Raw genomic sequence first — 18,845 nt, 5'->3', positions numbered from 1 at the left:
CGGCCTCAGGCCGCGTCGTAGGCCTGGCGGAGCCAACCGAGGAGTTGCCCGTCGAGCTGGTCGGGGGAGGTGACGCGCACGCGGTGGGTGACCATCGAGTTCCAGCTCCCGGACGGCTCGAGGCGCGCGTCGTCATCGGCCCGGGGGAGTTTGAGGCCCAGGTCGAGGCGGTCGCCCGTCACCTGCACGATCGCGAACTTCTTCGTGCCCTTGAGCAGGCTGAGGTAGGTGTTGGTGGGGGCAACGGAGACCGGGCCGAACTCGCCCGCCCGAGTCAGGATCTCCTCGTAGGTCGTGCGCCAGCGCGCCTTCGACCCGTCGAACTGCCTGTCGATTTTCTCGCTCGAGGTGAGCCCGGCGCCCGCCATCACGCCGAGCGTTGCGACGATCGCCATCGCGTGCCCCTGGCCGAGACCGTAGTCCGCCTTGAGCCACGCCACGATCTGCCCGGTCTTCACGCCCGGCTCGAGCAGGCCCTTCTCCGCCGCACGGGCTCGGAAGTCGTCTGGTCCGAGCCCGGTCTTGGCCCTGATGCTGTCCAAATACGCCTGGAATGACATGGTCCGCACTGTACCAGCGTGGTCCGAGGCGGCGGAGATCGGTCTCGCGGCGGGAGTTGCGCGCTCGCGGCGGGAGTTGCGCGAGGGCGGGCGGGGCATCCGGGCTCCTCGTTCCGGCCCGGCGGCGGGGATCCGGTCTCGCGGCGGGAGCAATCGCACCCGACGGCGGGGATACCGCCTCGCGGCGGGAGGCGTGTCTCCCTCCGCGGGGTAGTTTCCCCGCCGCGACGAGTTCGGCGATGCCGTTTCTCCCGCCGCGATGCAGCTTCTCCCGCCGCGAGCGGATAGCCGGGAAGGGATAGCCGGGAAGGGGTAGCCGGGAGGGGATAGCCGGAGGGTCAGCGGTCGTTGGGGCGGAGGGCCGTGATCGCGCGACGACCGGCCCGCCTAAGCAGCCCCGGGTAGCCGGCGGTGGAGCCCCGGCCGCGGTGAACCGTGCTTTCCGCGCCGAGCTTCGCCTTGGCGAAGTCCAGGGTCTCGCGCAGCATGTTGAGGCGTTCCTGCTCGGTGCGGGCCTTTCGAGTGTTCACCTCGGCCACGACCTGGCCGGTCCAGTTCTGGGCCGCCAGGTACTCGAGCACCTCCGCGACGGGTTCCCTTCCGTAGCCGGGCAGGAGGTGCTCGTCAAAGATCTGGCCCTCGTCCTGCGAGCCCGAGCCGTCGCACAGGTGCACGTGCCGCAGCCGCGTCCCCATCGCGAGGGCGAGCTCGAGCGAGTCGCGCCCCGCGAGGGAGGCGTGCGAGAAGTCGAGGGTCATCGAATCGCAGTCCATGAGGGTGGGGTCGTAGCCGGGGGAGTACGCCTTGAGGCTCTTGCCCCGCACCTTCCACGGGAACATGTTCTCCACGGCGACCTCCACGCCGTAGACGCCGGCCGTCTGGCGCACCATCCGCAGGAAGTCCTGAGCGTAGGTCGCCTGCCAGCGGAACGGTGGATGCACCACCACCGCGGTCGCGCCGACCGCGCGGGCGAGCTCCGCCGACTTCTCCAGCTTCACCTGCGGGTCTCGTCCCCAGACGAAGTGGGTGAGCAACAACACCGGCGCGTGGATGGACATGATCGGCATCTCGTACTTCGCCGACAGCGCGAGCAGGGCATCCGCATCCTGCGTTCCCTCGTCGTTGCTGACCATGATTTCGACGCCGTCGTAGCCCGCGAGCCTGGCGAGCCGAAAGGTGTGCTCTGTGGCCAGCGGGTAGACACACGACGTGCTCATGCCAACGCGAATCATCGTGACGATTCTATTGTTCGCTGGCTGAACGGCTGATGTCTAAAGCCAGTCCCTGCGCTTAAAGCTGAGATACAGGCCGAGGGAGGTCACGGCGATGAGGCCGATCGACATCCAGACGCCCCACGCGGTGCCGAACCCGACGAACTGGAGGTTCTGGCCGAAGAAGCCGGTGATCGCGGTCGGCACCGCGATGATCGCGGCCCAGCTCGTGACCTTCTTCATGATGAGGTTCATCCGGTTGCTCTGGATGCTGAGGTTGGTCTCCAGGATCGTGGTCACGAGATCCCGCAGCGACTCCGTCCACTCCGTGGCCCTCAACACGTGGTCGTAGACGTCCTGGAAGTACGGCCCCATCTCGGCGTCGACGGCGTCGAGATCGCGCCGGAGGAGGGTGTTGACGACCTCCCGCATCGGCAGCACAACCCGGCGCAGCAGCACGAGGGACTTGCGGAACTCGAATGACCTCTTCTGTACCTCCTTGTCGCGCGGGCGCTCGTCGAAGAGCGCGTCCTCGAGCAGCTCGACGGCGCCGTCCAGCTGCTGCACCGTCTCGAAGTGCCCGTCGACGATCTCGTCGAGAAGGCCCCAGAGCAGGAACCCCACGCCATGCTGGGCCAGGTCCCCGTCGTTGTCCCAGCGGGCTACCACGCGCGACATGTCGAAGTCCGGATCGTGCACGGTGACCAGCGCGTGCGGGGTCACAAACGCCTTGATCTCGTGGGTGGTGAGCTCGCCGGTGTCGTTGTCCAGGCTCACCGCGTAGGCGGCGAGGAACAGGTGCGTGTCGTAGCGGTCCAGCTTGGGGCGCTGGTACGAATGCACGGCATCCTCGACCGCCAACCGGTGCAGCCCCAGCTCCTCCTCGATGACGGCGAGATCCTGCTCGGTGGGCGAGACGAAGTCGGCCCAGATCACGCAGCCCTTCGTCGCGATGTGATCGGAGATTTCCTCGACGGGAAACCCCTCCTGTTTCATCGCCCCATTGCGGTAGAGCCGGGTAGTCACCATGCGAGCAATGCTAGTTTGCGCGCGGCTGATAAGTTTGACGTGGCTTACCGAAGAGGTGCGCGGCATCACGACGACGAGAGTAAGCGGATACATGACCGACACAGCGAGCGCGATCCCGACCGGCGAATACGACTTCGTGGTCGTGTCGAACCGCCTGCCCGTCGACCGGGTGATCGAGGCGGATGGCACGGCGAGCTGGGCGCGTTCGCCCGGCGGACTCGTCACGGCCCTCGAGCCGGTGATGCGCCAGCACGAGGGAGCCTGGATCGGCTGGGGCGGCCAACCCGACCTCGAGTTCGAGCCGTTCGACAGCGAGGGCATCCGCGTGGTGCCGGTGCCGCTGAGCGCCCACGACCTCGAGAACTACTACGAGGGCTTCTCGAACGACACCCTCTGGCCGCTCTACCACGACGTGATCAACCCGCCCACCTACCACCGAGACTGGTGGGAGAGCTACATCGACGTGAACCAGCGATTCGCGAATGCGACGGCCGCGGCATCTGCGATCGGGGCCGTCGTGTGGGTGCAGGACTACCAGTTGCAGCTCGTGCCGAAGATGCTGCGCGAGCTTCGTCCCGACCTCACCATCGGCTTCTTCAATCACATTCCGTTTCCGCCATATGGCATCTATTCGCAGTTGCCGTGGCGGGCACAGATCGTGGAGGGACTGCTCGGCGCCGACGTCATCGGCTTCCAGCGGGTGGCCGACGCGAGCAACTTCCAGCGGGCCGTGCGCCGGCTCAAGGGATACCTGACGAAGGGCACCCAGATCGAGGTGCCGCTCGTCGACGATTCTCCGGGGGTTCGCGTCTTCGGCCCGATCAAGCGGCAGGGGTCGTTCCGCACGGTCGTGGCGAAGTCCTTCCCCATCTCGATCGACGCCGCGAGCTTCGAGGCGCTCGCCCGCACGCGCGAGGTGCAGGATCGCGCACGCCAGATCCGCGCCGACCTCGGAAACCCCAAGACCGTGATGCTCGGAGTCGACAGGCTCGACTACACCAAGGGCATCGGCCACCGTCTCAAGGCGTACGGCGAACTGCTCGCCGAGGGCCGACTCAATGCCGAGGACGTGACGCTGGTGCAGGTGGCCAACCCGAGCCGCGAGCGGGTGCAGGCCTACATGGCGCTGCGGGACGAGATCGAGCTGACGGTCGGCCGCATCAACGGCGACTACGGCACGATCGCCCACGTGCCGATCAGCTACCACCACCACGGGTACCCGCGGGAGGAGATGGTGGCGCTCTACCTCGCCGCGGACGTCATGCTCGTGACGGCCCTGCGCGACGGGATGAACCTCGTCGCCAAGGAGTACGTGGCCTGCCGCTTCGACGAGGACGGCGTGCTCATCCTCAGCGAGTTCGCCGGTGCCTCCGACGAACTCAAGCGCGCCCTGCTCATCAACCCGCACGACATCGACGGGCTCAAGGAGACGATCCTGCAGGCGATCGCGATGCCAAAACGCGACCGATCCGCACGGATGCGCTCCCTGCGCCGTCGGGTGCTCGAGAACGACGTGTCGCGCTGGTCGACGGAATTCCTGCGGGTGCTCGAGAGCCGGGCGCACCACGGATCAGAGGGACACGCATTCATCTAATGGTCGACGTCGACACACCACCGAACTTCTCCCGACTGCCAGAACCCTTCGTGGGGGCGTTGCGCGAACTCGCGCGCACCAGGCGGCTGCTCGTCGCCCTCGACTTCGACGGCACGCTCGCTCCGGAGGTGGACGACCCGGAGGCCGCCCGCGCGCTCCCGGAGGCCCGGGCGGCGGTGCTTCGCCTCAACGCGATGCCGAACACCCGCGTCGCCCTCGTGTCCGGTCGGGCGCTGGCCAGCCTCATCCAGGTCTCCGGCCTGCCGGACTCCGTGCTGCTCGTCGGGTCGCACGGGATCGAGTTGCGTCTCGACTCGCCAGACGACCAGATCGGGCTCAACACCGCCGAGTTCACGCGCGTCGGTGTGCTGGGCGACGTGCTCGGCGAGGTCGCCGACTCGATCGACCAGGTCTGGCTCGAGCCGAAGCCGGCCGGCTTCGCCCTGCACACCCGCCTCGCGACGGCTCACGACAGCCGGATCGCGCACCTTGTCGCGCTCAGCGAGACGGCGGCGGAGCTCGACGACCTCACGGTGCGCGAGGGCAAGAACGTTCTCGAATTCTCAGTGCGCTCCACCACCAAGGGCGAGGCTCTGGAGCACCTTCGGGAGTACACGAAGGCGACAGCCGTGTTCTACGCGGGCGATGACGTCACCGACGAGGACGCCTTCGCGGCACTCGGCGCCGACGACGTGGGGCTCAAGAGCGGCGAGGGACCCACCCTCGCGAACTTCCGGGTGCCAGGGCCCATCGACGTCGCCCGCGCCATCAACCTCCTCGCCGACCTTCGCGAAGGCGACGTGCACGAGCAGTAGGCGTCGGCATCCGCCCGCTCGCACCGCCGCTCCCGTGCTGCGTCGCCCGCCCGTCATCCCCGCCGAAAACGCAGGACAATCGGGGTCGGGTGCCGTCGGGGGCCGCGGAATGGCTCCGTCGGCCGCGGATCTCCTGCGTTTTCGGTGGCGGGATGTGGCGGAGAGCGGCGGAAAGCACGGGCGGCGGAGTTCTAGACTCGTTACATGCCCGAAACAGTTGACTGGAAGCCGCGTTCGCGTGTTGTAACCGACGGAATCGAAGCCATGACCTCGCGCGGGATGCTGCGCGCGGTGGGGATGGGCGACGACGACTGGGACAAGCCCCAGATCGGCATCGCGAGCTCGTGGAACGAGATCACACCCTGCAACCTGTCCCTCGACCGCCTCGCGCAGGCCTCCAAGGAGGGAGTGCACTCCGGCGGCGGCTACCCGCTGCAGTTCGGCACAATCTCCGTCTCGGACGGCATCTCGATGGGCCACGAGGGCATGCACTTCTCGCTGGTGAGCCGCGAGGTGATCGCCGACTCGGTCGAGGTCGTGATGCAGGCGGAACGTCTCGACGGCTCGGTGCTGCTGGCCGGCTGTGACAAGTCGCTGCCCGGCATGCTCATGGCGGCGGCGCGGCTCGACCTCGCCTCGGTGTTCCTCTACGCCGGATCGATCGCCCCCGGCTGGGTGAAGCTCAGCGACGGCACCGAGAAGGACATCACCATCATCGACTCGTTCGAGGCCGTGGGCGCGGTGCGCGCCGGCCGGATGAGCGAGGCGGATGCCAAGCGCATCGAGTGTGCCTTCGCCCCCGGCGAGGGTGCCTGCGGCGGCATGTACACCGCGAACACCATGGCCAGCGTGGCCGAGGCGCTCGGGATGGCCCTGCCGGGCTCCACGAGTCCGGCCGCGGCGGATCGCCGCCGCGACTACTTCGCGCACAAGAGCGGCGAGGCCGTCGTCAACCTGCTCCGGCTCGGGATCACCACCCGCGACATCCTCACCAAGGACGCCTTCGAGAACGCGATCGCCGTGGCGATGGCCCTCGGCGGGTCCACCAACGTCGTGCTGCACCTGCTCGCCATAGCGCACGAGGCGGAGGTTGACCTCACCCTCGCCGACTTCAACCGCATCGGCGACACCGTGCCGCACGTGGGAGACCTCAAGCCATTCGGCCGGTTCGTGATGAACGACGTGGACCGCCAGGGCGGCATCCCGGTGCTCATGAAGGCCCTGCTCGACGCCGGCCTGATCCACGGGGAAGCGCTCACCGTCACGGGTCGCACCGTGGCCGAGAACCTCGCCGAGCTCGATCCAGAGCCGCTCGACGGCACGGTGCTGCGCACGCTTGACAACCCCATTCATCCCACCGGCGGACTCACGATCCTGCACGGCTCGCTCGCGCCGGAGGGCGCGGTCGTGAAGACGGCCGGTTTCGACGCCAAGGTGTTCGAGGGACCGGCCCGCGTGTTCGAGCGCGAACGCGAGGCGATGGACGCCCTCACCGCCGGGGGCATCGCCGCCGGCGACATCGTGGTGATCCGCTACGAGGGTCCCAAGGGCGGTCCGGGCATGCGCGAGATGCTGGCGATCACCGCGGCCATCAAGGGCGCCGGGCTCGGCAAGGATGTACTACTCTTGACTGACGGACGATTCTCAGGCGGCACAACCGGACTGTGTATCGGCCACATAGCACCCGAAGCGGTGGACGCTGGTCCCATCGCCTTCGTGCGCGATGGTGATCTAATACGGGTCGATATCGCAGCTCGCTCGCTCGACCTACTCGTCGAACCGACGGAGCTCGCAGCTCGCCGCTCTGGCTGGGCTCCGCTTCCCCCGCGCTATACCCGTGGCGTTCTCGCAAAGTACTCGAAGCTCGTGCACTCCGCTGCGGAGGGCGCGGTCACCGGGTAGCTTCGTGCCCTCACTATTCGTGCCTGAAACCTCAAGGAAGTCCTGATGTCCACGGAATCGATCCCGGTGCCCACCGCGGCCAAGGCCCCCGGCCCGGCCGAGCGGCACGCCGCCCCGGAAGTGCTCAACGGCTCGGCGGCCATTCTGCGCTCGCTCGAGAACCTCGGCGTCACGGACGTCTTCGGCCTCCCGGGCGGGGCGATCATGCCGTTCTACGACGAGCTAATGTCGTCCACGGCGATCCGCCACATCCTGGTGCGGCACGAGCAGGGCGCCGGCCACGCCGCCGAGGGCTACGCCTCGGCCACCGGACGCATCGGCGTCGCCATCGCGACCTCCGGGCCCGGCGCCACCAACCTCGTCACGGCGATCGCCGACGCCTACATGGACTCGGTGCCGCTGCTGGCGATCACCGGCCAGGTGTTCTCCACCCTGATGGGAACCGACGCCTTCCAGGAGGTCGACATCGTGGGAATCACGATGCCGATCACCAAGCACTCCTTTCTCATCACCCGCCCGGAGGACGTGCCGGCGACGATCGCCGCGGCGATCCACATCGCGCCGACCGGGCGCCCGGGACCGGTGCTCGTGGACGTGACGAAGGACGCCCAGCAGGGCGTCGCGCCGTTCATCTGGCCGCCCAAGGTCGACCTGCCCGGCTACCGGCCGGTGACGAAGGCGCACGGCAAGCAGATCCAGGCGGCCGCGCAGCTGCTCGCCGAGGCGAAGCGCCCCGTGTTCTACGTGGGCGGCGGTGTGGTGCGGGCGAAGGCGAGCGCCGAGCTGCTCAAGCTCGCCGAGCTCGTGGGCGCCCCCGTCGTCACGACGCTCATGGCCCGCGGCGCGTTCCCGGACTCCAACCCCCTCAACCTCGGCATGCCCGGGATGCACGGAACGGTTCCCGCGGTTCTCGCGATCCAGGAATCCGACCTGCTCATCTCCCTCGGGGCGCGCTTCGACGACCGGGTCACCGGCAAGCCGAGCGAGTTCGCGCCCAACGCCAAGGTCGTCCATGTCGACATCGACCCCGCCGAGATCTCCAAGATCCGGATGGCCGATGTTCCCATCGTCGGCGATGCCAAGGACGTCATCGCCGACCTCACGGTCGCGTTCGCGCAGGCCACGAAGAGCACCCCGTCCGACCTCTCCGACTGGTGGGTTCGGCTCGACAAGCTGAGGGAGCAGTTTCCGCTCGGCTACGACGAGCCGGACGACGGGCTGCTCTCGCCGCAGTACGTGATCGAGCGCATCGGCCAGATCACCGGCCCGGAGGCGATCTATGCCAGCGGCGTCGGCCAGCACCAGATGTGGGCCGCCCAGTTCATCAAGTACGAGCGGCCCAACTCCTGGCTCAACTCGGGGGGAGCGGGCACGATGGGCTACGGCCTGCCGGCCGCCATGGGGGCGAAGGTCGCGGAACCGGAGCGCACGGTCTGGGCTATCGACGGTGACGGCTGCTTCCAGATGACCAACCAGGAGCTCGCCACCTGCACGATCAACAAGATCCCGATCAAGGTCGCGATCATCAACAACTCCTCGCTCGGCATGGTGCGCCAGTGGCAGACCCTGTTCTACGACGGGAGGCACTCGTTCACCGACCTCAACACCGGCCACGACACGGTGATGATCCCGGACTTCGTGAAGATGGCGGACGCGTATGGCGCCCTCGGCATCCGGGTCACCAGGAAAGAAGACGTGGATGCCGCGATCAAGCTGGCCAACGAGACCAACGACCGACCGGTGGTGATCGACTTCATCGTGAGTCGGGACTCGATGGTCTGGCCGATGGTGCCGCAGGGCGTGGGCAACTCGTCGGTGCAGTACGCGCGCGATCACGCGCCGGAGTGGGACGAGGAGTAGAGCCATGACCCATGTCCTGTCCCTTCTGGTGGAAGACAAGCCCGGCCTGCTGACGCGCGTCGCCGGACTGTTCGCGCGCCGCGGATTCAACATCGAGAGCCTCGCGGTCGGCAAGAGCGAGATCCCCGGCCTCTCTCGCATCACGGTCGTGGTCGACGTGGAGGAGCTGCCGCTCGAGCAGGTGACGAAGCAGCTCAACAAGCTCATCAACGTGATCAAGATCGTGGAGCTCGATCCGCTGCAGACCGTGGAGCGCGAGCACATGCTGATCAAGGTGCGGGTGGACAACAGCACCAGGAGTCAGATTCTCGAGGCGGCCACCCTGTTCCGTGCCCGCATCGTGGATGTCGCCACCGACGCCCTCGTGATCGAGGTCACCGGCGACACGGCCAAGGTGCAGGCCCTGCTGCGGGTGCTCGAGCCCTACGGGATCAAGGAGATCGCCCAGTCCGGACTGCTGGCGATCGGCCGGGGCAGCAAGAGCATCACCGAACGAGTCTTCAAGAACTAGCTTTCACACCACAACAATCAAGGAGAACCACAACGTGACCGAAATCTTCTACGACAAAGATGCCGACCTCTCGCTCATCCAGGGCAAGAAGGTCGCCGTCATCGGCTACGGATCGCAGGGCCACGCCCATGCGCTGAACCTGAGAGACTCCGGGGTCGAGGTCGTCGTCGGTCTCAAGCCGGACTCCAAGTCCATCGCCAAGGCGCAGGAGGCCGGTTTCACCGTTCTGCCGTCGGCGGAGGCCGCCGAGTGGGCGGACGTGATCGTGATCCTCGCCCCCGACCAGTACCAGCGCCACCTGTACGCGGCGGACATCCAGCCTCATCTCGCCGAGGGCAAGGCGATCCTCTTCGGGCACGGCTTCAACATCCGCTACGGCTACATCAAGGCGCCCGAGGGCGTCGACGTGATCATGGTCGCCCCGAAGGGTCCGGGCCACACCGTGCGCCGCGAGTACGAGGCCGGCCGCGGAGTGCCGGTGATCGTCGCCGTGGAGCAGGATGCCTCCGGTCGCGCCTGGGACCTCGCCTGGTCGTACGCGAAGGCGATCGGCGGCCTGCGCGCCGGCGGCATCAAGACCACCTTCACCGAGGAGACCGAGACCGACCTGTTCGGTGAGCAGGCCGTTCTCTGCGGCGGCGTCTCGCAACTCGTGCAGTACGGCTTCGAGACCCTCACCGAGGCGGGCTACCAGCCGCAGATCGCGTACTTCGAGGTGCTGCACGAGCTCAAGCTCATCGTGGACCTCATGTGGGAGGGCGGCATCGCCAAGCAGCGCTGGTCGGTCTCGGACACGGCCGAGTACGGCGACTACATCTCCGGCCCGCGCGTGATCGACCCGCACGTGAAGGAGAACATGAAGGCCGTTCTCTCCGACATCCAGGACGGCACGTTCGCCGCACGCTTCATCGCGGACCAGGACGCCGGAGCACCGGAGTTCCTCGCCCTGCGCGCGAAGGGTGCCGCGCACCCCATCGAGGCGACCGGCAAGGAGCTTCGCGCTCTCTTCGCCTGGAAGCAGATCGACGAGGACTACGTGGACGGCGAGGCCGCCCGCTAGCACCGGTTTGAGATGGCCCCGGCTTGCGAGTCGGGGCCATTTCGGCGTCTTCGGGCCGGCGCGCCGACCCGGCTTGTCCGCTCACGCCCGTTCTGCGGTTCGACGGCTCGCGGCGGGGGACATCGCCCGTGCGCCGGCTCGCGGCGGGGATATCGCCCCGTGGCGGGGGTTAGGACTCCCTCCGCGAGCCGGTATCCCCGCCGCGGGGGCGCACGACTCCCTCCGCGAGCTGGGGCGGCGCTGCCAGAGTGCACCCGCGACCGGCGTGGGAGCGCACGACTCCCTCCGCGATCCGGCTGCTCCCTCCGCGAGCGAGGCGCGGGCTCCGCGAGCCGGGCGCGGGCTCCGCGAGCCGCGCGCGAGCTCCGCGACCGGGCCGGGGTGCACAACTCCGGCAATTCGCGCCGGGCGCGGTCGGGCTCACCGGGATTCGCGGGAGGCGAAGCCCGGTGCGGAGAATTCTGCAGGAGTTATGCGCAAGGGTGGACGAATGAGCTCAGGGGATGCGCCGCGCACGCGCCGGGCATTCGCGACGGTGGCGGTGGCGCTCGTGCTGCTGTACGTGCTGGTCGACGTCGTGCTGCAGTTTCTGCCGCCGCACTACTCGGTCGTGAGCGACGCCGAGAGTGACCTCGCGGTCGGCCCGTTCGGCTGGGCGATGAGCCTCAACTTTCTGGCCCGCGCGGCGATGTGCGGATGCGTCATTGTCGCGATCCTGCTGGTCGGGTCGCCGTCGCGCCCCAGGAATTGGGGTCTGGTGCTGCTCGCCGTCTCCGGCCTGTGCTCGGCGGCGCTGGTGTTCGCGCCGACGGACGTGAACTCGCCAGGCGAGTACGGGATGACCCCGCACACCGCAATCGGGGTCGTGCACGTGGTCTTCGCCACGACCGGATTCGTCGCCGTGCTCGCCGCCATCGCCCTCCTCACCGCGTGGGCGAGGAGGGCGCTGCCGAGGGCGCGCGCGATCCTCGCGTTCGCGGTGCTCGGTGCGGTCGGTCTCGCCGCCCTTGCGCTGAGCATCGCACTCGCACCCCAGGTGGTGGGGCTCGCCGAGCGGGTCTGCCTCGCCGGCATCCTGGGCTGGGCGTTCGTGCTCTGCCTCGGCATCCGCCGCCTGGCCTGATGGGCTGTGCCCGGCGAACCGGGGCAATGCGGCGTCTCCGGGCCGGCGCGCCAGCCCGGGTTGTCCGCAACCGCCCGGAATGGCGCAATGCGGCACGTGAGCGGGCCATGGCCGGTTCATTGCGGGCCGCGACCGTTGGAGCGTGCTGTGGCCCCTGCTCGTCGCCCTGTTCGTCACCGTGCTGACGACGGCGGGGTTGCCACTCCGGCGGTCGCGTCGGCGGCCCCGTCGCCGGCGCCCGCCCCGCCATCCGTCCTGATCAACGAGCTCGCGAACGGCGGAGTGCGGTCCGACTCCGACACCTTCTCGAGTTGCGCAACTGGGGTGCGGCGAGCGTCGACCTCAGCGGCTGGAACGTCTATCGCTGCAACGGCATGGGGCTGCGCAGCAACATCGGGCAGGCCGAGACGCCGTTCGCTTCCGGCCGGATCTTCACGGTGAGCAAGGTGGGCATGCCCGGCGACGCCTCGCCGCGTTCGCGCGGGCGACCTGGCGACGCGGAGGCCTAGCGCGGAACCTTGAGCCAGGACATCCCGCGCAGCTCAAGGCACACGCTGTCCGGCTCCTCCACGATCACCATGAGCACGTCGTCGCACTGGCTGCAGCGCACGACGTAGCCGGTGGGGTCGGGGTAGACCCTGGCGCGGGCGAGTTCGGAGACGTCGCCGCAGCCCAGGCAGCGCCCGGTGGCCAGGGTGAGGTCGGCGGAGAAGAGTTCGGAGAGTGGGCCGGCCAGGGCGTTGCCGTCGACGGGTTCTGGCATCAGGCGCCTCCGAATCGTTCGGTCTTCACGCGGTGCGGGTCGTGGCCGAGGGCGACGAGGGCGTTAGCGACGGTCTCCACGAAGCCGGTCGGCCCGCACACGAAGACGGCCGGCGAGATCGCGGGCGGAAAGGTGGATGCCTGCAGGTCGTCCATCGTGATGCGCCCGGCCGCCCGGGGCCAGCCGGCAGGAGTGCCGCGGGTGTACAGCCAGGTGACCTCGAGCCCCGGGGTCGGCGTCTCGAGTTCCGAGCGGAAGAAGGCGTCGCCGGGGCTGCGCAGCGAGTAGAGCAGGCGGAAGGGCGCCGCGCTCGCCGAGTCGGTGTGCGAGCGGATCATGGCCAGGAGGGGGACGATTCCCGAGCCCCCCGCGATGAGCTGCACGGGATCGGTCAGCGCCGGCGTCCAGATGAACCAGCCGCCGAGCGGGCCGCGCAGCTCCACCTGGTCGCCCACCTCGAGGTCGTCGACGAGGTAGGGCGACACCTCCCCGTCGGGGAAGCGGTCCACGGCGAGCTCGACCCGGTCCGTCTCGCCCGCCGAGGCGATCGAATAGGACCGCACGGCCTGGTAGCCGTCGGGTGCGGTGAGACGCACATCCGCGTGCTGCCCGGCGAGGTTGCCGCCCCAGCCCGGGACATCCAGCACGATGCTGCGCCCGGTGGGCGTCTGGGTGGCGGTCGAGACGACCACGCCGACGTGCCAGAGGCCGACCCGATGCGGCGGGGCATCCCGGGTCTCGCGTTCCGATATCAACTGCCGGTCACCAATAGCGCTGCTCGAGCCACGGGTCACCGTACAGGTGGTAGCCGTTCTGCTCCCAGAATCCCGGCTCGTCGTCGCTCTGCATGACCAGGCCGCGGATCCACTTGGCGCTCTTCCAGAAGTAGAGGTGCGGAATGAGGAGTCGCGCCGGTCCGCCGTGCTCGGCCTCGAGGGGCTCGCCGTCGAACTCGAACGCGATCCAGGCCTTGCCGTCGAGCAGGTCCTCGAGCGGCACGTTCGTCGTGTAGCCGCCGTAGGAGTGCGCCATCACGTAGTCGTTGCTCGTCTCCACGTCGGCGAAGAGGGTGTCGAGCGAGACGCCGCGCCAGGAGGTGCCGAGCTTCGACCAGCGAGTGACGCAGTGGATGTCGGTGCCGACGTCTTCGATGGGGAGCGCCTGCAGCTGCTCCCAGTCCCACTTGTGCACGGCGCCGGACTCGGTTCGGATGCTGAACTCCCACTCCGCCGTGTCGATGTCGGGGGTGGGCCCGGCGGACAGCACCGGGAAGTCCTCGGTGAGGTACTGGCCAGGGGGGAGGGCCGGGTTGTGCTCCCGGCTGCGGCCGGAAAAACCGCGAGAGATGATGCCCATTCGATGCTCCTTCGGTGTGTGCCCAGCCTACTGAAACTGCTCCCCGGTGTCTGCAACTCGTTGCGGCTCGATCCTCACATGTCGATGCGGTAGCCCCGCTTGATCACCGTCGCGACGAGACCGGATGCCGGGAGCGCCTGGCGCAACCGGCTGATCGCCACGTCGACGGCATGGTCGTCCTGCATCTCGGGCAGCGCCGCCGTGAGCGCGGCCCGCGACACCACGGCGCCGGGGGAGGCGAGCAGGATGCGCAGGATCGTCAGGGAGGTCGGCGCAAGGGTGGCCCGGGTCCCGGCCACGCTCACGATGCGCCCCCGCAGCTCGATCGCCCCGTGGGCGGACTGCACCCGCACGATCCGCTCCTCCTCGAGGTATTCGCAGACCAGCCGGATCAGCGCGCCCATGCGATAGCGCTCCGGGGCGATCGGGGTGATGCCGCCGGCGATGAGCGGTGCGGCCGTGACCGGTCCGACCGCGGCGGCGACGACCGTGCTGGACAGGGCATCCTGCAGCTGCTGGAGCCGGCCGATGCCGTCGGCCGCGCCGAACAGCGCCTCGACGGCCGGCGCGCTCGTGAAGGTGACGGCGTCCACCGAGCCGGTGCAGATCGCGTCCACCAACTTGAGCACCCGGCTCGAATCCTCGGGCAGCAGCCAGCGGTACGGCGCGACGGTGAGAACCGTGACGCCGGCGGCGCGCAGTCGTTCGAGTTGGGGCTGGTCGGTGAAGCCGTGCAGCTGCACCGCGACGGTCTTGCCCTCCGCGCCCTCGCGCAGAACGAAGTCGACGAGGGACTGGGTGGTCTCCTTGTCGCTCATGCCGGCGTCGTCGAGGCCGGCGGCCCTCACCGCGCCTCGCGCCTTGGGCCCGCGCACGAGAATGCGGGAATCGGCGAGAGTCTCGATGAGCTCGTGGCCGAGGCCGGCGGCATCCGCTGCCTCGAACCAGCGGCGGATGCCGTAGGAGGTGGTGGCCAGCAGGATGTCGGGGCGGGCCTCGATGATGGCGTGCGTGTCGCGGGTGAGCTTGGAGTCGTCGGCGGTCGCCGAGATGCGGATGGCCGGGGCGTGCAGCACCTCGGCGCCGCGGCGTTCGAAGGCGGCGATGAGGTCTTCCGATCGCCGGTCCGAGGTCACGCCGATGCGGAACCCCTCGAGCTGGTCGGCACGGAACCCGGGGAGGCTGGTGTCGATGCCGGTATCGGTCAGGGTGTCTCCGTCGTGGGGCGCCGGCGGGCGCGGGGCAGAAGTGGGGGAGCGGCTACCGTGCCAGGCGCGCCGCGTGATCCAGCAGCTCGACAGCCGCGACATCGGCGTCGTGCGCCAATCGTACGACCTCGCCGATCACGATGACAGCGGGGGAGCGGATGCCGGCCTGCGTCGAACTGGCGACCACCGTGCCGATCGAGGCGACGGTGGTGCGCTGGCTGTCGGTGAAGGCCCGCTCGATGATCGCCACCGGCATCGCGGCATCCATGCCATGTCTGGCGAGCCCCGCCGAGAGGTGTGGCAGGGTGCCGATGCCCATCAGCACGACGATCGTGCCGCCGAGACCGACGAGGTGGGCGAGTTGCTCCTCGGTGAACGGGGCGTGGCCCGAGACGACGGTGAACAGGCGGCTCACCTCGCGATGAGTCACCGGGATGCCCGCGATTCCCGGCGCCGCGATGGCGCTCGAGACTCCCGAGATGACGCTGACCGGCACGCCGGCCACCCGGCAGGCGAGCACCTCTTCCCCGCCTCGCCCGAACACGAAGGGATCTCCGCCCTTGAGCCGCACGACGGTCCGGCCGGCGAGGGCGCTGGCCACGATTGCCCGTTCGATCTCGGCCTGGGGCACGGTGTGGTGGCCCGGGAGTTTTCCGACGTCGACGAACTCGGCACCGGGCGCCCAGTCGGCGAGCCGATCGTGCGGCCCGAGGCGGTCGAAGTAGACGATGTCCGCGTCACGGAGGGCGCGCAGGGCGGCGACGGTCATGAGGCCCTCGTCCCCGGGTCCGCCGCCGACGAGGGTGACGTGCCCGACCGGTCCCGTCGCCGCCGCGCGCTCGCGGGTGAGCCAGACCCTCGACTCGGTCGCCAGCGCCGCGACCATGGCGTCGACGGCCGGCGTCGCGCCGACGAGAACGACGAGGTCCATCGTGCTGAGGAGTCCGCGCCAGCCGTCGGCCGACCGCGGCCATTCCACCGGTTTGGCAGCGGAGGGTGCCGGCGTCTCGGTCGCGAGGTGCACCGCCGCCCCGGCCGCCCGGTAGCGGGCGATCGATCGCCGGGAGGCGTGAGCGCCGCCGATGATGAGAATGCTGCGATGGGAGAGGTCGAGAGTGAGGTCCACGGTCAGCGTCCTTCTGTCGGGGCGGTGGCGGTCTGCCGGGGCGCCGCCGCACCCGGCCGGAGGGGAATGCTGAGACCGAGCGGAACCGCGGTGTCGCGTTCGTCGGCGCGGGCGGGGCGAGGTTGGCCGCGCTCGGTCACCTGCACCACGGCGGGGTCCGGGGTGGTCGGGGCGTTGACGAAGGAACGGAATCGGCGCAGTCGCTCCGGATCCTTGAGGGTGGCGGCCCACTCGTCCTCGTAGTTGCCCACGTGGGTGGCCATCGCCGCCTCGAGCTCCTCGGCGATGCCGAGGCTGTCGTCGCACACGACGTCGCGCACGTGGTCCAGCCCGCCCTCCAGCTCCTCCTGCCAGCGCGCGGTGCGCTGCAGCCGATCGGCCGTGCGGATGTAGTACATCAGGTAACGGTCGATGTAGCGGATCAGCGTCTCGTCGTCCAGGTCCTGGGCGAGGAGCTGGGCATGGGCGGGCTGGTAGCCGCCGTTGCCGCCGACATAGAGGTTCCAGCCCAGCTCCGAGGCGATGATGCCGATGTCCTTGCCGCGGGCCTCTGCGCACTCGCGGGCGCAGCCGGAGACTCCGAGCTTGAACTTGTGCGGCGAGCGCAGGCCGCGGTAGCGCAGCTCGAGCTGGATGGCCATGGCCACGGCATCCTGCACGCCGTAGCGGCACCAGGTCGACCCGACGCAGGACTTCACCGTGCGCAGGCTCTTGCCGTAGGCCTGCCCGGATTCGAAGCCGGCGTCGACGAGGATCTTCCAGATGTCGGGCAGCTGTTCCAGTCGCGCCCCGAACAGGTCGATGCGCTGGCCGCCGGTGATCTTCGTGTAGAGGTTGAAGTCGGCGGCGACCTCGGCGATCACCTTGAGTTTCTGCGGGGTGATCTCGCCTCCGGGGATGCGGGGGACCACCGAGTATGTGCCGTCCTTCTGCATGTTGGCGAGGGCGCGGTCGTTGGTGTCCTGCAGGGCCCCGCGTCCGGAGTCGAGGATGTACCCGGAGGTCTGGGTGGCGAGGATCGACGCGATCACCGGCTTGCAGATGTCGCAGCCGAGGCCGTGCCCGAAGCGCTCCATGATCGCGTCGAAGGAGGCGAGCTGGAGGATGCGCGCCGATTCGAAGAGTTCGCTTCGACTGAGCTCGATGTGCTCGCAGAGCGCCCGGGAGACCTCGACGCCCGCCTTGGTCAGCTCGGTCTCGAGGATCTTCTTGACCAGGGGCACGCACGACCCGCACTGGGTGCCGGCGCGGGTGCAGGCCTTGAGCGCGCCGAGCTCGGTGCAGGCCTCGTCGTGGTCGCCCCGCACGGCCGAGCGGACCGTGCCGACGGAGACGTTGTTGCACGAGCAGAGCTGCACGTCGTCCGGCAGCTCGCCGCCGGCCGGGGGCTCGGCGCCCGCCGCGGAGAGGTAGGCGCCCGGTTCGCCGGGCAGCTCTCGACCGAGCAGCGGTCGCAGGGAGGTGTACGGGGCGGCGTCGCCCACGAAGATGCCGCCGAGCAGGGTCTTGGCGTCGCCGGTCACCACGATCTTCTGGTACAGCCCTCGCGCCGGATCGGCGTAGACCACCTCGAGCGAGTGCTCGGTGACCGCGAGGGCGTCGCCGAAGCTCGCCACCTCGACCCCCGAGAGCTTGAGCTTGGTGGCGTCGTCGATGCCCGGGAAGACGGCCTCGCCGCCGTGGATGCGGTCGGCCGCCACCTCGGCCATGGCGTTGGCCGGCGCGACCAGGCCGACGCACAGTCCGCCGACGGCGGCGACCTCGCCGATGGCCCAGATGCCCGGATGCGAGCTCGAGCAGTCGTCGCCGATCGCGATGCCTCCGCGCGGCCCGATGTCGAGCCCTGCGTCCCTGGCGAGTTCGTCGCGCGGGGTGATGCCGATCGAGAACACGACGAGGTCGGCGTTGAGCTGGCGACCGTCGCCGAGCGCGACGCCCAGCACCCTGCCGGAGGGCGAGCAGAGGATCTCGCTCGGCCGCGTGCCGAGGGCGAGGGCGATGCCCTGGGCCTCGATCAGGCGACCGAGCGCCTGGCCGGCGCCCTCGTCGAGCTGCGCCGACATCAGCCAACGGCCCGAATGGACGATGGTGGAGTTTCCGCCGAGGCGCTGCAGGCCGCCGGCGGCCTCCAGGCCGAGGAGTCCGCCGCCCACGACGACGACGTTCGCCGGTCGCCTCAGGGCCACTCGAAGCCGGGCGACCTCGGCGACGAGGAAGTCGACGTCTTCGATCGTGCGATAGACGTAGCCCCGTTCGGCGCCGGGAATGGGAGGCACTGAGGCGGACGATCCGGTCGCGAAGACGAGCTCGTCCCAGGGCAGTCGCTCGCCGCCCTCGATGGTCACGGTCCTCGCCGCCGGGTCGATGGCGGTCGCACGCTGGGCCGACCGGTAGCGGATGCCCGGAGCGTCCCACAGGGAGCGGTCGCCGAGAGTGAGGTCTTCCGAGTCGACGAGGCGACGGGAGAGCGCGACGCGGTCGTACGGCAGGTGCGGTTCTTCGCCGAGGACGGTGACGACGAACCCGGGGTTCGCGGCGGAGCGCGCCGCCATCGCCTCGGTGAACCGGTGCGCGGCCGGGCCGCCGCCGATCACCACGACGTGGCGAGTGGTTGCGTCGGCCTCGGCCATGGCGGCACCTTTCGAGTGGGAGTGGCCCCAGCGTATGAGCCGGGCGTTTCCTCGCCGTTGCGCCCGCGTAACGATGTGTGACATCGACCTCACTCCG

General features: G+C 69.4%; 17 protein-coding genes. 8 read left to right on the top strand and 9 right to left on the bottom strand.

Annotated features, from left to right (window positions below):
* Positions 1-5 precede the first annotated feature (5 nt).
* The 3 genes from ACHZD8_RS05550 to ACHZD8_RS05540 form a co-directional block, all read right to left on the bottom strand.
* A complete protein-coding gene (locus tag ACHZD8_RS05550; protein ID WP_394769167.1) occupies positions 6-560 on the bottom strand; it encodes a DUF4287 domain-containing protein in 555 nt (184 codons plus the stop codon).
* 338 nt (positions 561-898) lie between these two features.
* Positions 899-1,792 (bottom strand): sugar phosphate isomerase/epimerase family protein, encoded by an 894-nt coding sequence (locus ACHZD8_RS05545; protein WP_394769166.1) that lies wholly within the window; start codon positions 1,790-1,792, stop codon positions 899-901.
* Between the two features lie 39 nt (positions 1,793-1,831).
* Positions 1,832-2,800, bottom strand: a complete 969-nt coding sequence (locus ACHZD8_RS05540; RefSeq protein WP_394769165.1) for a magnesium transporter CorA family protein — start codon at positions 2,798-2,800, stop codon at positions 1,832-1,834.
* Positions 2,801-2,891: 91 nt separating this feature from the next.
* Between ACHZD8_RS05540 and ACHZD8_RS05535 the strand changes: the two genes are divergently transcribed.
* The 8 genes from ACHZD8_RS05535 (at position 2,892) to ACHZD8_RS05500 (ending at position 12,174) form a co-directional block, all read left to right on the top strand.
* Complete coding sequence (locus ACHZD8_RS05535) at positions 2,892-4,394, top strand: trehalose-6-phosphate synthase (RefSeq protein WP_394769164.1); 1,503 nt, start codon at positions 2,892-2,894, stop codon at positions 4,392-4,394.
* Positions 4,394-5,209, top strand: coding sequence for a trehalose-phosphatase (gene otsB / locus ACHZD8_RS05530; RefSeq protein WP_394769163.1), 816 nt, complete (start codon positions 4,394-4,396; stop codon positions 5,207-5,209). Before ACHZD8_RS05535 ends, otsB begins: the two co-directional genes overlap by 1 nt.
* A 204-nt stretch (positions 5,210-5,413) precedes the next feature.
* The gene (gene ilvD, locus ACHZD8_RS05525) at positions 5,414-7,111 is read left to right on the top strand and encodes a dihydroxy-acid dehydratase (protein ID WP_394769162.1); all 1,698 of its coding nucleotides are present in this window, start codon (positions 5,414-5,416) and stop codon (positions 7,109-7,111) included.
* Between the two features lie 45 nt (positions 7,112-7,156).
* Positions 7,157-8,971: an acetolactate synthase large subunit gene (locus ACHZD8_RS05520; protein WP_394769161.1), complete on the top strand. Its 1,815-nt coding sequence runs from the start codon at positions 7,157-7,159 to the stop codon at positions 8,969-8,971.
* A gap of 4 nt (positions 8,972-8,975) precedes the next feature.
* Complete coding sequence (ilvN, locus tag ACHZD8_RS05515; protein ID WP_147784117.1) at positions 8,976-9,482, top strand: acetolactate synthase small subunit; 507 nt, start codon at positions 8,976-8,978, stop codon at positions 9,480-9,482.
* Positions 9,483-9,516: 34 nt separating this feature from the next.
* Positions 9,517-10,542 (top strand): ketol-acid reductoisomerase, encoded by a 1,026-nt coding sequence (gene ilvC, locus ACHZD8_RS05510; protein WP_331898878.1) that lies wholly within the window; start codon positions 9,517-9,519, stop codon positions 10,540-10,542.
* A gap of 490 nt (positions 10,543-11,032) precedes the next feature.
* Positions 11,033-11,665 carry a DUF998 domain-containing protein gene (locus ACHZD8_RS05505; RefSeq protein WP_394769160.1) on the top strand — a complete coding sequence of 211 codons (633 nt, stop codon included), beginning with the start codon at positions 11,033-11,035 and terminating at the stop codon, positions 11,663-11,665.
* Between the two features lie 311 nt (positions 11,666-11,976).
* Positions 11,977-12,174, top strand: a complete 198-nt coding sequence (locus ACHZD8_RS05500) for a hypothetical protein (protein ID WP_394769159.1) — start codon at positions 11,977-11,979, stop codon at positions 12,172-12,174.
* Here the strand turns inward: ACHZD8_RS05500 and ACHZD8_RS05495 are convergent.
* The 6 genes from ACHZD8_RS05495 to nirB all read right to left on the bottom strand — a co-directional run bounded on the left by ACHZD8_RS05495 (position 12,171) and on the right by nirB (position 18,748).
* The gene (locus tag ACHZD8_RS05495; protein ID WP_147784113.1) at positions 12,171-12,428 is read right to left on the bottom strand and encodes a DUF6510 family protein; all 258 of its coding nucleotides are present in this window, start codon (positions 12,426-12,428) and stop codon (positions 12,171-12,173) included. The two genes, ACHZD8_RS05500 and ACHZD8_RS05495, sit on opposite strands and share 4 nt — an antisense overlap.
* On the bottom strand, positions 12,428-13,183 hold the full coding sequence (locus ACHZD8_RS05490) for a ferredoxin reductase (protein ID WP_394769158.1): 756 nt from the start codon (positions 13,181-13,183) through the stop codon (positions 12,428-12,430). The genes ACHZD8_RS05495 and ACHZD8_RS05490 overlap by 1 nt, the downstream gene beginning before the upstream one ends.
* A gap of 7 nt (positions 13,184-13,190) precedes the next feature.
* A complete protein-coding gene (locus ACHZD8_RS05485; RefSeq protein ID WP_394769157.1) occupies positions 13,191-13,784 on the bottom strand; it encodes a sulfite oxidase-like oxidoreductase in 594 nt (197 codons plus the stop codon).
* Positions 13,785-13,858: 74 nt separating this feature from the next.
* The gene (locus ACHZD8_RS05480; protein ID WP_394769156.1) at positions 13,859-15,094 is read right to left on the bottom strand and encodes a uroporphyrinogen-III synthase; all 1,236 of its coding nucleotides are present in this window, start codon (positions 15,092-15,094) and stop codon (positions 13,859-13,861) included.
* Positions 15,045-16,118, bottom strand: coding sequence for a uroporphyrinogen-III C-methyltransferase (gene cobA / locus ACHZD8_RS05475; RefSeq protein WP_394769155.1), 1,074 nt, complete (start codon positions 16,116-16,118; stop codon positions 15,045-15,047). Before cobA ends, ACHZD8_RS05480 begins: the two co-directional genes overlap by 50 nt.
* 2 nt (positions 16,119-16,120) lie before the next feature.
* Complete coding sequence (nirB, locus tag ACHZD8_RS05470) at positions 16,121-18,748, bottom strand: nitrite reductase large subunit NirB (RefSeq protein WP_394769154.1); 2,628 nt, start codon at positions 18,746-18,748, stop codon at positions 16,121-16,123.
* Between the last annotated feature and the right edge of the window lie 97 nt (positions 18,749-18,845).

The sequence above is a fragment of the Lacisediminihabitans sp. genome, assembly GCF_043726815.1.
In the GTDB taxonomy this organism is placed as follows: Bacteria; Actinomycetota; Actinomycetes; order Actinomycetales; family Microbacteriaceae; genus Lacisediminihabitans.
This window is presented reverse-complemented; position numbering and strand designations above follow the sequence as displayed.

Bases quoted from the DNA above. Each gene is read 5' to 3' on its own strand.
- nirB (WP_394769154.1), bottom strand. From the start codon at position 18,748: ATGGCCGAGGCCGACGCAACCACTCGCCACGTCGTGGTGATCGGCGGC.
- ACHZD8_RS05550 (WP_394769167.1), bottom strand. From the start codon at position 560: ATGTCATTCCAGGCGTATTTGGACAGCATCAGGGCCAAGACCGGGCTC.
- ilvD (WP_394769162.1), top strand. From the start codon at position 5,414: ATGCCCGAAACAGTTGACTGGAAGCCGCGTTCGCGTGTTGTAACCGAC.
- ACHZD8_RS05545 (WP_394769166.1), bottom strand. From the start codon at position 1,792: ATGATTCGCGTTGGCATGAGCACGTCGTGTGTCTACCCGCTGGCCACA.
- ilvN (WP_147784117.1), top strand. From the start codon at position 8,976: ATGACCCATGTCCTGTCCCTTCTGGTGGAAGACAAGCCCGGCCTGCTG.
- ACHZD8_RS05505 (WP_394769160.1), top strand. From the start codon at position 11,033: ATGAGCTCAGGGGATGCGCCGCGCACGCGCCGGGCATTCGCGACGGTG.
- ACHZD8_RS05540 (WP_394769165.1), bottom strand. From the start codon at position 2,800: ATGGTGACTACCCGGCTCTACCGCAATGGGGCGATGAAACAGGAGGGG.
- ACHZD8_RS05520 (WP_394769161.1), top strand. From the start codon at position 7,157: ATGTCCACGGAATCGATCCCGGTGCCCACCGCGGCCAAGGCCCCCGGC.
- otsB (WP_394769163.1), top strand. From the start codon at position 4,394: ATGGTCGACGTCGACACACCACCGAACTTCTCCCGACTGCCAGAACCC.
- ACHZD8_RS05495 (WP_147784113.1), bottom strand. From the start codon at position 12,428: ATGCCAGAACCCGTCGACGGCAACGCCCTGGCCGGCCCACTCTCCGAA.
- ACHZD8_RS05485 (WP_394769157.1), bottom strand. From the start codon at position 13,784: ATGGGCATCATCTCTCGCGGTTTTTCCGGCCGCAGCCGGGAGCACAAC.
- ACHZD8_RS05535 (WP_394769164.1), top strand. From the start codon at position 2,892: ATGACCGACACAGCGAGCGCGATCCCGACCGGCGAATACGACTTCGTG.
- ACHZD8_RS05480 (WP_394769156.1), bottom strand. From the start codon at position 15,094: ATGTCGCGGCTGTCGAGCTGCTGGATCACGCGGCGCGCCTGGCACGGT.